The organism is Knoellia altitudinis (genome assembly GCF_042666355.1).
Taxonomy (GTDB): domain Bacteria; phylum Actinomycetota; class Actinomycetes; order Actinomycetales; family Dermatophilaceae; genus Knoellia; species Knoellia altitudinis.
Map to the genome: position 1 here is coordinate 355,899 of NZ_JBHTDK010000002.1, position 12,661 is coordinate 368,559.

The following is a 12,661-nucleotide window of genomic DNA, read 5'->3' on the forward strand; positions in this document are numbered from 1 at the left end:
AGCCTCGAGGTCGACGTCGCCCTGGTCGTCGGTCGGTGCGTTGCGTCCCATCATCACCATTGTCTCCCTGTCAGGTCACGGTTGCGCGCTGCCGGAACCGCTCCTGCTCGAACTCGCGCCCGACGACGACGTCCCGCAGGTGCACGGCTGCCGCGAGAGCGTCCTCGTGCGACAGGTAGAGCGGTGCGAAACCGAGCCGGACGATGTCGGTCTCACGGAAGTCACCGATGACTCCGCGCGCGATGAGCGCCTGCACCACGGCATACGCGTCGGGGTGCCGCAGGCTCACCTGTGAGCCGCGCGCCTCGTCTCGTGGCGTGACCACAGGAAGGTCGACGCCGAGGGCGTCGAGGCACTCGATGAAGAACCCGGTGAGCGAGAGTGAGCGTCGCCTCACGTCGACGACATCCAGGCCGTCGTATGCCGTGAGCGCACCTTCCAGCGCGGCGATCCCGAGCACTGGGGGAGTGCCTACGCGGGCCCGGGTGATGCCGTCGGCGGGGACGTGGTCCGGCGTCATCGCGAAGGGGGTCGCGTGCCCGTTCCACCCGAGGATGGGGTTGGTGAAGTCGCGCAGGTGCTGCGGTGCCACGAAGAGGAAGGCCGGTGCCCCGGGTCCGCCGCTGAGGTACTTGTAGCCGCAGCCCACCGCGAAGTCCGCACCCCCTGCGGTCAGTCCGACCTCCACGACCCCAGCCGAGTGGCAGAGGTCCCAGCACGCGAGGGCCCCGGTCGCATGCGCCGCATCCGTGATCGCGGCGAGGTCCCAGAGCTGGCCGGTGCGGTAGTCGACGTGCGAGTAGGAGGCGAGGGCAACGTCGTTCGAGCCCTCGAGTCGCGCCACGGCGTCGCCGGGCGGGACCAGCTCGAGGGAGAGGCCGAGCTGGTCGCAGACTCCGCGGGTGACGTGGACGTCCGTCGGGAAGGAGTCCGGGTCGGTGAGGACGACGGTTCGGTCGGGGCGCATTCGGGCAGCGGCGTGGAGCGCCTTGAAGAGGCTGACGGTCGTGGAGTCACCGACGACGACCGTTCCGGAGGGCGCGCCGACGAGCTCGCCGATGCGGTCACCGACGCGCTCAGGGGCGGTCCACCAGGCCGAGTCGTTCCAGGCGCGGATGAGCTGTTGGCCCCACTGACGGGTCACGGCGTCCGTGGCCGCGTCACGCGCCGCCACCGACATCGCCCCCAGCGAGTTGCCGTCGAGATAGATGACACCCTCGGGCAGCACGAACGCACCGCGTCGATCGGTGGACGCATGGTCGGAGTCGAGGTCACGCGCGCGCTTCCCCAGCGCGGTCAGGGCATCGTCGCTCATGCCCTGACCCTCTCATCCTTCAGAAGCATGAAGGCAAGGTCGGGTCGGTGGTCAGGCAGCCAGGGTGGCCGGGCCGTGCCGACCGTGCGCCAGCCGCGCCGTCGGTAGAAGAGTCCGGCGGTCGTCTCGTCACCGACGACGTCGAGCATGGGAGTGAGCCCGCGCCGGCGGATCTCCGCGAGGGCCGTGTCGAGCAGGAGGCCGCCGATCCCGGAGCCGTGGCGGCCGCCTGCGACGAAGAGGACGGACACCTCCCCGAGCCCGTCGGCGGGTCGGCCCGTGGCGCTCTCCCACTCGGCCGCCATCCGGCTCCTGGTGAGCTCGGTGACCGACACGTGGCCGACGACGGTCTGGTCCTCCACGGCGACCCAGGCGGCGAGCTCGCCGGGGCGGACGATGAACTCCTCGGGCGGGAAGGGCAGGGGCCACCGCTGCGGGTAGGAGGTGGCAGGTTGCTGCGCGCCGAGCAGCTCGACGAGGACAGTCAGATCGTCGGGTCGGCGGTCGCGGATCGTCACAGGCACCTCCGCACGGTAGGCGAACCACGTCCGGCCCTGTGGCTCGCGCCCGTCGATGCAGGTCAAGGCGTTATCGGAGCGTCACCAAAGAGACCCGAGGCCAATGTGGTGCGGGTCACACATGTGGGTATAGAACGGAACATGGGTCGGCGTTGTCCCTGCCGGCCTTTCGTCCCTGCGCACGCAAGACGCGGCCGATCTAGGAGCCAACGCCCATGTCTCACTCCCCGTCATCCGACCTCTCCCGTCGCCTGCTTCTCGGAGGCTTCGGTGCCATCGGCGCGAGCGCCGCGCTCTCCGCCTGCTCGGGCGGGACCAGCACCCCCCCTGGTGCGGCTCCCTCGAGCGGCTCCTTCGGCGAGGGCGACAAGTACGAAGGTCCCAAGGTCGCACTGGCCTTCTGGAACGGCTTCACCGGCGGCGACGGGCCCTTCATGAAGCAGATGGTCGACGCGTTCAACAAGGAGAACCCCAACGTCACCGTTGCGATGAACACGCTCCAGTGGGCCGACTTCTACGCGAAGGTCCCCACTGCGGTGGCCTCCGGTGCAGGCCCCGACGTGGCCTGCATGCACATCGACCAGCTCGCCACCAACGCCGCGCGGCGGGTCATCGTCCCGCTCGACGAGATCGCTACGGGACTGAAGCTCGAAGAGGACGACTTCGCCCCGGTGGTCTGGAACGCCGGCGAGTACCAGGACAAGCGCTACGGCATCCCCCTCGACATCCACCCGTTGGGGTTCTACGTCAACAAGGGACTGATGACCAAGGCCGGGATCACCGAGATCCCGACCGACCGGGCCGGGTTCGAGGCGGCCGTCACGGAGCTCAAGGGCAAGGGTGGCGTCGCGAACCCGTTCTGGGTCACCGCCACCTGGCCGGCGCACCTCATCTTCACCTCGCTCATCGCCCAGTTCGGCGGAAGCATCTTCGACGAGGAGGGGGCGAAGGCGACGTTCAACTCCGACGCCGGGGTCGAGTCGCTCGAGTGGATGACCAAGTTCATCCAGAGCGGGTCCAGCCCCAAGAACGTCTCCAACGACGCGCAGGCGGTCGCCTTCCGGCAGCAGCGCAACGCCATGACCTTCGACGGCATCTGGATGATGAACGAGTGGGCCAAGGTCAAGGGCCTGGACTGGGAGGCCGCCAAGTTCCCCACCATCGGCGACAAGCCGGCGGTCTGGGCCAGCTCGCACAACTTCGTCGTGACGAGCCAGGCCACGAAGGACCCCAACAAGCTGGCCGCGTCGAGGGCATTCATCTCCTACGTGTCCGGGAAGTCGCTCGAGTGGGCGAAGTCAGGACAGGTCCCGGCCCGCGCGAGCGTGCGCGACTCGGCCGAGTTCAAGGCGCTCAAGGTGCAGTCGGTCCTCGCGGAGCAGCTGCCGGACGTGCAGTTCCCGCCGTCCGTGCCCGGCATCGGCGGCGTCGTCGCACCGACCTACGAGACCGCGGTCAACGAGGTCATCCTCGGGAAGAAGGAGCCCAAGGCCGCCCTCGACGAGGCCGCCAAGAAGGCCGACTCGCTGCTCGCCGCCGACCGGTCCAAGTACAAGGCCTGAGCGTGAGCGCACTCGCGCCCGTTGCCGCCCAAGCGCCTCCGGTGGAGAAGGCGGGCGGCAACGGGAAGGCCCCCAATGCAGACCCGGCCGTGATGCGTGCGGGGCTCGGGACGGCCCTGCTGTTCCTCGGGCCCTACCTCGTCCTGTTCGTCATGTTCGTCCTCGGGCCGATCCTCTACGGGCTGTGGATCAGCCTCCACCAGTGGGACTTCCTCCTGCCCGGGAAGCCCTTCGTGGGCCTGAAGAACTACGCCGACCTGTTCACGGGCGGGTCGACGACGGCGGGACCGTTCTGGAACTCGATGCGCGCGACCGGCATCTTCACGCTGCTCAGCGTTCCCCTGCTCATGGTGCTGCCGTTGGCCCTCGCGGTCGCCCTCAACAAGAAGTTCTGGGGCCGCAACGCGGTGCGGGCGATCTTCTTCGCGCCCTACGTCCTCGGCGTCGCGGTCATCGGGTTGCTCTGGCGCTACCTGCTCGACCCCAATGTCGGTGTCCTCAACTACTACCTCGACCAGATCGGCATCGACAGGATTCCGTTCACCACCGCGACGCCGTGGGTGTGGCTGGCGCTGGTGGTGCCGACGATCTGGTGGACGGCCGGCTACAACATGGTGATCTTCCTCGCCGGCCTGCAGGAGATCTCTCCCGACCTCTACGAGGCAGCCGAGCTCGACGGTGCCAGCGCATGGCAGCGGTTCAGGCACGTCACGCTGCCCGGGCTTCGGCCGGTGACGATCTTCGTCCTCACCATCACGATCCTGGCTTCGGCCAACGTCTTCGGGCAGTCCTACCTCATCACCCAGGGCCAACCGGGCGAGGAGACGCGCACGGTCATCATGCAGATCGGCGAGGAAGGGCTTCGCCAGTTCAACATGGGCGCTGCCTCGGCGATGAGCACCATCCTCACCCTCGCGCTCCTCCTCATCAGCGTGCTCAGCCTCTCGTTCATGCGGGAGCGCACACCCAAGGAGTCGAAGGCATGAGCACGCACGTCACAGACGCCGACGTCGACACAGCGGACGGGCCGAACCGGGACCGGCCGGAGGCGAGCGAGGCCGAGGGCCGGTCGCGATCACCGTGGCGAATCATCTTCGTCGGCCTGCTTGCCCTCCTCTTCCTCGCACCGATGCTGTGGATGGCCACCACGTCGCTCAAGTCCACGGCCGAGGTGTCACAGGCCGAGCTCAACTTCATCCCGGGCGAGGTGAGCACCGAGGGATACCAGAAGATCCTCGATGCGCCCCAGACCCCGGTCGGCACGTGGTTCCTCAACTCGATGCTCGCTGCGACGGGGCAGACCTTGCTCGTCCTCGTCGTGGCCACGATGGCGGCGTACGCCCTCGCCCGGCTGTCCTTCCCCGGAAAGAGGATCCTCACCGGGCTGGTCCTGGCGACCCTGTTCGTGCCGCCCATCTCGCTGCTCATCCCCAACTACGTCATCGTGTCCAACCTGGGGTGGCTCGACAGCCTCACGGCCGTCATCGTGCCGGGGGCAGCCGGGGCGTTCGGGGTGTTCTTCCTGCGGCAGTTCTTCATGGGCCTTCCGATCGAGCTCGAGGAGGCCGCGATGCTCGACGGAGCCGGTCGCTTCAAGACCTTCCTCACGATCATCGTGCCGCTGTCGCGCCCCGCCCTGGCAACACTCGCCCTGCTGACGTTCCTCGCCAACTGGAACGACTTCCTGTGGCCGCTCTACGTGCTGTTCAGCCCTGAACGGCTGACGATCCAGCCCGGCCTGTCGACGCTGCAGAGCGCCTACACGACCGACTACGCGACGATCCTCGCCGGGGGAGCGATCGCGAGCATCCCGGTGCTCATCCTGTTCCTCATCAGCCAACGTTTCGTCATCGAGGGCATCGCCCGCGGCGGCGTGAAGGGCTGAGCGCCATCCCTGCCGAGAACGCCGCCGCGACCGTGGCGTCCACCCCGGACGCCACGGCCGAGCCTGGGCGTGCTCACCTGCCGCTGTGGGACGGCTACTGCGCCGACCCGTTCGTGCTGCGGGCGGAGGACGGGCGCTACGTCATGTACGGCACGACGCCGGTCGCCCTTCCCGAGGGACGTGCCTTCCAGGTGCTCGTCAGCGAGGACCTCGAGACATGGGAGGACGCGGGCGGTGCCCTCGTCGTCGGCGAGAGGCCGCCCGGCACGGAGTACTGGGCGCCGGAGGTCGCGTACTCCGACGGCTGCTACTGGATGTACTACTCCAGCGGGATCGGGGACAAGGAGCACCGGCTGCGAGTGGCCACCTCACCGAGCGCGACGGGTCCGTTCGAGGACCTCGGACTCGTCCTGACCCCGGACGTGCCGTTCGCGATCGACCCGTCCCCGTACCGCGCCACCGACGGGTCGTGGTGGCTCTTCTATGCCACCGACCTCGTCGAGGGGGACCGCCCGGGGACCGTCCTCGCCGTGCAACGGCTGCTCGACATGACCCGGCTCGAGGGCGACCCGACCATCGTCCTGCGGGCCAGCGCGGAGTGGCAGCGCTACGAGGCGGACCGCGAGATCTACGGCGGCGTCCACGACTGGCACACCCTCGAGGGGCCGTCCGTCATGGACGACGGCGAGGGAGGGTGCCTGCTCCTGTACTCCGGCGGCAACTGGCAGACACCCGGCTACGGGGTGGCCCTCGCCAGCGCGCCGGCCCCCACTGGTCCCTGGCACGAGGACCCCGACCGGGGACCGGTCGTCACGAGCGCCGGCACCGGCCTCATCGGTCCTGGACACTGCAGCGTGCTCACGGACGAGGACGGGTCCAGGCACCTGATCCTCCACGCCTGGGACCCATCCCTCGATCGTCGGCGGCCCCACCGCCTGGCGCTCCACGTCGACGGCCGACAGGTCTCGGTGTCATCCGACCCACCCGCACCACCTCATCACCACCACTCCCCGCACGAAGGACACGGCCATGAGTGAAAGCGCACGAAGGACCGGACACACCACTGCAGGCAGACGCGGGCGACGCAGGCCTCGGTCGCTGCTCGCTCCGATGGTGGCGGCGCTCAGCCTGCTGGTCGTGGCGCCGACGGCCTCTTCGGCCGCCGGCGCGCCGGCGAAGGCCCCGGCCGCCTCGGCCGCCAAAGCCGCCCCGACCAAGGCCGCCCCGGCGAAGGCGAAGCCGGTGACGACGAGCTACGAGAACCCCCTGGCCCCGGTGGTCCCGGGTGACGGCACCGTCGACAGCTGCGCCGACCCGATGATCCTTCAGGGCCAGGACGGCGAGACGATCGACGGGGAGCAGGTCTGGTACATGTACTGCACCACCGACCCGCTCAACGACGAGGACGTCGACGCCAACGGCGACCCGATCTTCCACCGGATCCCGATGAACGTCTCCACGGACCTCGTCAACTGGACCTACGTCGGAGACGCCTTCCCGCTGGACGGCGGCGACCTCCCGGCCTGGATCGACCCCACCGCAGCCTTCTGGGCCCCGGAGGTCGTCTACTCCAGCACGACGGACCAGTACTACCTCTTCACCACGGTGACCGAGACGACCGCCGCTGGTGGTGGCTCGGACACCTGTCGCGGTGACGGAGCCATCGGCGTGGCAGTCGCCGACAGCCCCACCGGTCCATGGACGTGGAGCGACGAGCCGGTCGTCCAGCCCCGCAAGGACCCGGGGGGCGGCGAGTGCTCCTACTTCTGGACGTTCGACCCGGACGTCCTGGGTGACACCGTCACCGACAAGGGCATCCTCTACTACGGCTCCTACTACGGCGGCATGTTCGTCACGGACGTGAACTTCACCGAGACCGGCGTGACGGCTGTGACCGAGACGACCACCGACGACATCCGGATCGCGATCGGCAACCGCTACGAGGGGTCCAACGTCGTCGAGAAGGACGGCTACTTCTACCTCTTCGCCTCGGCCACGAACTGCTGCAACGGTGCGCTGACCGGCTACAGCGTCTTCGTCGGCCGCTCGACCAGCCCCTACGGACCCTTCGTCGACAAGGAGGGCAACTCCTTCCTCGACGCCAACGTGGGCGGCACGCCGTTCCTCACGATGAACGGCAACCGTTGGGTCGGCACGGGCCACAACTCGGTCTTCGTCGACGAGGCTGGCCAGTGGTGGACCGTCTACCACGCCGTCGACCAGGAGGACCCGTTCTACGACTTCGCGACCGGCTTCACCAAGCGACCGGCCCTGCTCGACCCGGTCGACTGGGTGAACGGGTGGCCGGTCGTCAACGGTGGCGCGGGCGCCTCCGACACGAAGATGCCCGCCCCCGCAGCCCAGGAGGGTGAGCGCTCCCGCTACCGCACCCAGCTCGTCAAGCCGCAGGTCGTCGGGCAGCTGCTCGACCGGGACGAGTTCTCCGGCACCACGATCGACGGCGACTGGTCCTGGGCGCAGGGACGCGTGGGCGACGCCACGGTCGCGGGCGGGGTGCTGCGCTGGGAGGTCGAGCACACCGACCTCTACGTCGACAGCGACACGGCCTCGGTGCTCGTGCGTGACGCACCGGCGGGCGACTACGTCGTCGAGACCAAGGTGCGGCTGACCGGTCTGCCCGACGAGGGGTGCTGCTTCAACTACGCCCAGGCCGGGCTCGTGGTCTACGAGGACGACGACAACTTCGTCAAGCTGACGAGCGCCTCGATCTGGGAGACCCGACAGACGGAGTTCGCCAAGGAGCTCAGCCCCGCGCCCGAGGGGTGGAGCCGCTACGGCAACACCGTCGTCGGCCCCCCCGGGGACGACTGGACGTGGTTGCGGATCGTCGTCGAGCGGCTCAGCGGTTCCGAGCAGCGCGAGGCCGGTGGCGACACGGAGCGCTACACGGCATACACGAGCCAGGACGGCGTGACCTGGGTGCGCGGCGGCGTCTGGACCCACAGCCTCGGGGACGAGGCACTCATCGGCCTCGTGTCCATGGGAGCCACCGACCAGGTGACCTCGCCCATCACGGCGGAGTTCGACTACGTGCGGGTCTACGGGGTCAAGGGAGGCGCCAGGCCGCAGCCCTGACCCGGCAAGCACACCGACGTCCGTCGTCTCCTCAGCCGAGGAAGCGACGGACGTCGGTGTGTTCCTCCCCTGAGTGGATGTGCTCGACGATGCGCTCGCGTGTCGCCTCGTCCAGCTCCAGGCCCACCTCGTCCAGCGCCTTGTCGAGCTCCTCGCGCACGGTGCCCTCGGGTGCGCTCTCCTGCCAGGAGAGGACCCGGTCGACCACCGCCTGGAGGGACTCGACCCTCGCCTCCAGGACCTCTGCCGACGTGTCGTCTCCGGGTTGTGATGTCGTCATGGGCCCAGCCTAGGTCGACCGCCGCCGCCGCAGGTGGGCAGCCGGACGTACGATTCCGGGCGTGAGCGCCCAACCCACCATCGGAGTCCTCGCCGTCCAGGGCGACGTGCGAGAGCACGTCCAGGCGCTGCAGCTGGCCGGCGCCCGCGCCATCGCCGTCCGGCGCCCGAGCGAGGTCGAGGCGGTCGACGGCCTCGTCATCCCCGGTGGTGAGTCGACCACGATGGACAAGCTCGTCCGGATCTTCGACCTGCACGAGCCTTTGGTGGCCCGACTGCAGGACGGACTCCCGGCATACGGGTCCTGCGCGGGAATGATCATGCTCGCCGACCGCATCCTCGACGGCCACCGCGACCAGCAGACACTCGGAGGTCTCGACATCACGGTGCGCCGCAACGCCTTCGGGCGACAGGTCGACTCCTTCGAGGAGGACCTGCGCATCCGTGAGCTCGGCCCCGAGCCGGTGCGAGCCGTGTTCATCCGCGCGCCCTGGGTCGAGGACGTGGGCGACGCCGTGCAGGTGCTCGCCTCGGTGCGGGTCGAGGGCGCCGACCACCCCGTGGCCGTGCGCCAGGGCAACCTCGTCGCGACGAGCTTCCATCCCGAGGTGACCGGCGACCACAGAGTCCACGCCTGGTTCACCGACCTCGTCCGTCGCGCCTGAGCCCTTCGGTCAACCAACTGCGGTGGGTATGCCGCCCACGTCGCCGGACGCAGCGGCTCCAGCACCGCAGACCGGCCCACACGGCACACGGCTTAGGATCGTCCGCGAGTCCTGCACGTTCGACAGCACGAGGAGACACCTTGTCCGGCCACTCCAAATGGGCGACGACGAAGCACAAGAAGGCTGTCGTCGACGCCAAGCGCAGCAAGCTCTTCGCCAAGCTGATCAAGAACATCGAGGTCGCCGCCCGCACTGGCGGTGGCGACATCACCGGCAACCCGACGCTCTACGACGCCATCCAGAAGGCCAAGAAGAGCTCGGTGCCCAACAACAACATCGACAACGCGGTCAAGCGCGGCTCGGGCGCGACGGCGGGTGGCTCCGACTGGGAGACCATCACCTACGAGGGCTACGCGCCCGGTGGTGTCGCGATCCTCATCGAGTGCCTCACCGACAACCGCAACCGCGCCGCCGCCGAGGTCCGCACCGCGCTCACCCGCAACGGCGGGCAGCTCGGTGACCCGGGTTCGGTGGCCTACGTCTTCGACCGCAAGGGTGTCGTCGTCGTGCCGAAGTCCGAGTCGGTCGACGAAGAGCGCATCCTCGAGGTCGTCCTCGAGGCAGGCGCCGACGAGGTCAACGACCTGGGCGAGGCGTTCGAGATCGTGTCGGGGGCGAGCGACTTCGTCGCGGTGCGCAAGGCCGTGCAGGACGCGGGCATCGACTACGACTCTGCCGAGGCGTCATGGGTCCCCAACCTCCAGATCGAGCTCGACCTCGACGGGGCCAAGAAGATGATCCGGGTCATCGACGCGCTGGAGGACTCCGACGACGTCCAGGACGTCTTCGCCAACGGCGACATCCCCGACGACGTCCTCGCGGAGCTGAACGACGAGGAGTGACCTGCGTGTTGCTGCCCGCCCGTCCGGACGACGCTGTGTAGCGTGGCACCGAACACCTGTTCGGCTCTGTGTGGAAGGCGGCGCGTGTGCGCGTTCTCGGGATGGATCCCGGTCTCACCCGGTGCGGCCTCGGCGTCGTCGACGGCCGGGCCGGTCGCGCGGCGATGGTCGCGGTGGGTGTCGTGCGCACTCCCTCCGACGCCGAGCCGTCGCAACGCCTCATCTTCCTTGAGCGCGAGCTCGACGGCTGGCTCGACAAGTTCACGCCTGACGTCGTGGCGGTCGAGCGCGTCTTCGCCGACACCAACGTCACTCAGGTCATGAACACCGCCCACGCCACGGCGATCGCGCTGCTCACCGCCGGCAAACGCGGCATACCGGTCGTGTTCCACACACCCACCGAGGTCAAGGCGTCGGTGACCGGCAGCGGTCGGGCCGACAAGGCCCAGGTCACCGCCATGGTCACCCGGATCCTCAAGCTCGACTCACCGCCCAAGCCTGCCGACGCCGCCGACGCCCTGGCCTTGGCGATCTGCCATCTCTGGCGCGGGGCGGCGACGGCACGCCTCGAGGCCCTCGCGAAGGCGAGCGTCCGGTGATCGCCTCGCTCTCCGGCAGGGTCGGCCACGTCGGGCTCGACCGCGTCGTCATCGAGGTCGGGGGTGTCGGCATGCTCGTCCACACGACCCCGCGCCAGGCCGGGGAGGTGCGCACGGGTCAGGACGTCACCGTGTCGACGACGCTCGTCGTCCGCGAGGACTCCCTGACCCTCTTCGGCTTCGGGTCCGCTTCTGAGCGCGACATGTTCGAGACGGTGCAGACGGTGTCGGGCGTGGGGCCACGGCTCGCGTTGGCGATGCTCTCGGTGCTCACGCCGGACGAGGTCAGTGGCGCCCTGCGGGCGGGGGACCTCGCGACCCTGACCAAGATCCCCGGGGTGGGCAAGAAGAGCGCCGAGCGCCTCGTGCTCGAGCTCAAGGACAAGGTGGGTATGCCGACCGGCTCGGCGGGTGCCGACGTCACCCCCTCCGCCGCCTCCCTCGGCGACGCCAAGCGCGACCAGGTCGCCGAGGCCCTCGTCGGTCTGGGCTGGTCGGCCAAGCAGGCGACCGACGCCGTCGCAGGCGTGTCCGCTGCTGCCGACCCCGAGGCCTCGGTGGCGGCACTGCTGCGGATGGCTCTGCGCGAGCTGGGCCGATGAGTGCGGCCGAGATGACACCACCCATGAAGCCCACGTCGACGAGCGCTGACGATCCCGGTGGCAGCACCAAGGGCTTCCGGTCCGACATCGTCGAGGCCGGGATGTCCGAGCTGGGTGACGACAGGTACGCCGACGGCTCGCTCGACGCGACCGCGCGGATCGTCGACGCCGGGGCGGACAGCGACGACGAGCGCGTCGTCGAGGCGGCCCTGCGGCCGAAGCGCCTCTCCGAGTTCCCCGGGCAGACCCGCGTGCGTGACCAGCTCGGGCTCGTCCTCGAGGCGGCGCGACGCCGGGGGAGCGTGCCCGACCACATCCTGCTGTCGGGCCCGCCCGGGCTCGGCAAGACGACGCTGGCGCTCATCGTCGCCGCGGAGCTGGAGCGCCCCATCCGGATCACCTCCGGACCCGCCATCCAGCACGCGGGCGACCTGGCCGCGGTGCTCTCGTCGCTCGACGAGGGCGAGGTGCTCTTCCTCGACGAGATCCACCGCATGTCGCGGGCCGCCGAGGAGATGCTCTATCTCGCCATGGAGGACTTCCGGGTCGACGTCATCGTCGGCAAGGGGCCGGGCGCGACAGCGATCCCCCTGGAGCTGTCGCCCTTCACCGTCGTCGGGGCCACGACCCGGTCCGGTCTGCTGCCGGCGCCGCTGCGGGACCGGTTCGGGTTCACCGGCCACCTCGACTACTACGACGCGAGCGACCTCACGACGATCCTGCGCCGCTCCGCCGGGTTGCTGGGTGTGCACGCCGACGAGGCGGGCATCACCGAGATCGCCGGGCGGTCGCGAGGCACGCCTCGCATCGCCAACCGGCTCCTGCGCCGGGTGCGCGACTGGGCCCAGGTCCACGGCATGGGCAGCGTCGACCTCGAGGCCGCCCATCAGGCGCTGCGGCTCTTCGACGTCGACGACGCGGGGCTCGACCGGCTCGACCGCGCGGTGCTGGACGCCCTCTGCCGACGTTTCGGTGGTGGCCCTGTCGGGCTCTCGACGTTGGCGATCGCCGTGGGGGAGGAGTCCGACACCGTCGAGACGGTGGCCGAGCCGTATCTCGTGCGCGAGGGATTCATGGTGCGCACGCCCCGAGGACGGGCTGCGTCGAGGAAGGCCTGGACACATTTGGGTCTCAGTCCTCCTCGCGATCTGCCCACCCAGGACGTCCTGCCCCTCAGCGACGGCCCCGGGCGGCTCGGCGGCTGACCGCGGGCACTCCCTCCGGGTGTCGCGCGTTGG

Annotated in this window: 13 protein-coding genes; 10 read left to right on the forward strand and 3 right to left on the reverse strand. The window is 69.6% G+C overall.

Translation table 11 applies throughout. The features are described 5' to 3' along the window. Positions 1 to 70: 70 nt before the first annotated feature. Together ACFQW8_RS16435 and ACFQW8_RS16440 are read right to left on the reverse strand one after the other, a co-directional pair. Positions 71 to 1,315 carry a kynureninase gene (locus ACFQW8_RS16435; protein WP_380089231.1) on the reverse strand — a complete coding sequence of 415 codons (1,245 nt, stop codon included), beginning with the start codon at positions 1,313 to 1,315 and terminating at the stop codon, positions 71 to 73. After that, positions 1,312 to 1,839, reverse strand: coding sequence for a GNAT family N-acetyltransferase (locus tag ACFQW8_RS16440; protein WP_380089233.1), 528 nt, complete (start codon positions 1,837 to 1,839; stop codon positions 1,312 to 1,314). The genes ACFQW8_RS16435 and ACFQW8_RS16440 overlap by 4 nt, the downstream gene beginning before the upstream one ends. Before the next feature lie 209 nt (positions 1,840 to 2,048). On the opposite strand from ACFQW8_RS16440, the gene ACFQW8_RS16445 reads away from it, so the two are divergent. The 5 genes from ACFQW8_RS16445 (at position 2,049) to ACFQW8_RS16465 (ending at position 8,376) form a co-directional block, all read left to right on the forward strand. Next, positions 2,049 to 3,395 carry an ABC transporter substrate-binding protein gene (locus ACFQW8_RS16445; RefSeq protein ID WP_380089235.1) on the forward strand — a complete coding sequence of 449 codons (1,347 nt, stop codon included), beginning with the start codon at positions 2,049 to 2,051 and terminating at the stop codon, positions 3,393 to 3,395. 2 nt (positions 3,396 to 3,397) lie between these two features. Then, entirely contained in the window at positions 3,398 to 4,381 is a 984-nt protein-coding gene (locus ACFQW8_RS16450; RefSeq protein ID WP_380089237.1) for a carbohydrate ABC transporter permease, read from the forward strand. Then, positions 4,378 to 5,280 (forward strand): carbohydrate ABC transporter permease, encoded by a 903-nt coding sequence (locus ACFQW8_RS16455; protein ID WP_380089238.1) that lies wholly within the window; start codon positions 4,378 to 4,380, stop codon positions 5,278 to 5,280. Before ACFQW8_RS16450 ends, ACFQW8_RS16455 begins: the two co-directional genes overlap by 4 nt. Before the next feature lie 32 nt (positions 5,281 to 5,312). Then, entirely contained in the window at positions 5,313 to 6,317 is a 1,005-nt protein-coding gene (locus ACFQW8_RS16460) for a glycoside hydrolase family 43 protein (protein ID WP_380089240.1), read from the forward strand. Between the two features lie 100 nt (positions 6,318 to 6,417). Continuing rightward, a complete protein-coding gene (locus ACFQW8_RS16465) occupies positions 6,418 to 8,376 on the forward strand; it encodes a family 43 glycosylhydrolase (RefSeq protein ID WP_380089242.1) in 1,959 nt (652 codons plus the stop codon). A gap of 31 nt (positions 8,377 to 8,407) precedes the next feature. Here the strand turns inward: ACFQW8_RS16465 and ACFQW8_RS16470 are convergent, their stop codons facing one another. Next, positions 8,408 to 8,656 carry a hypothetical protein gene (locus tag ACFQW8_RS16470; RefSeq protein ID WP_380089243.1) on the reverse strand — a complete coding sequence of 83 codons (249 nt, stop codon included), beginning with the start codon at positions 8,654 to 8,656 and terminating at the stop codon, positions 8,408 to 8,410. 52 nt (positions 8,657 to 8,708) lie between these two features. Here ACFQW8_RS16470 and pdxT point away from each other — a divergent pair, with 52 nt between their 5' ends. From pdxT to ruvB, 5 genes are all read left to right on the forward strand, one after another. Then, a complete protein-coding gene (gene pdxT, locus ACFQW8_RS16475; protein WP_380089801.1) occupies positions 8,709 to 9,320 on the forward strand; it encodes a pyridoxal 5'-phosphate synthase glutaminase subunit PdxT in 612 nt (203 codons plus the stop codon). A 140-nt stretch (positions 9,321 to 9,460) separates the two neighbouring features. Then, complete coding sequence (locus tag ACFQW8_RS16480; RefSeq protein WP_380089245.1) at positions 9,461 to 10,222, forward strand: YebC/PmpR family DNA-binding transcriptional regulator; 762 nt, start codon at positions 9,461 to 9,463, stop codon at positions 10,220 to 10,222. 86 nt (positions 10,223 to 10,308) lie between these two features. Next, a complete protein-coding gene (gene ruvC / locus ACFQW8_RS16485) occupies positions 10,309 to 10,821 on the forward strand; it encodes a crossover junction endodeoxyribonuclease RuvC (RefSeq protein WP_380089247.1) in 513 nt (170 codons plus the stop codon). Further along, the gene (ruvA, locus tag ACFQW8_RS16490; RefSeq protein ID WP_380089249.1) at positions 10,818 to 11,423 is read left to right on the forward strand and encodes a Holliday junction branch migration protein RuvA; all 606 of its coding nucleotides are present in this window, start codon (positions 10,818 to 10,820) and stop codon (positions 11,421 to 11,423) included. Before ruvC ends, ruvA begins: the two co-directional genes overlap by 4 nt. A gap of 101 nt (positions 11,424 to 11,524) precedes the next feature. Then, a complete protein-coding gene (gene ruvB, locus ACFQW8_RS16495; protein ID WP_380089802.1) occupies positions 11,525 to 12,628 on the forward strand; it encodes a Holliday junction branch migration DNA helicase RuvB in 1,104 nt (367 codons plus the stop codon). Positions 12,629 to 12,661 lie beyond the last annotated feature (33 nt).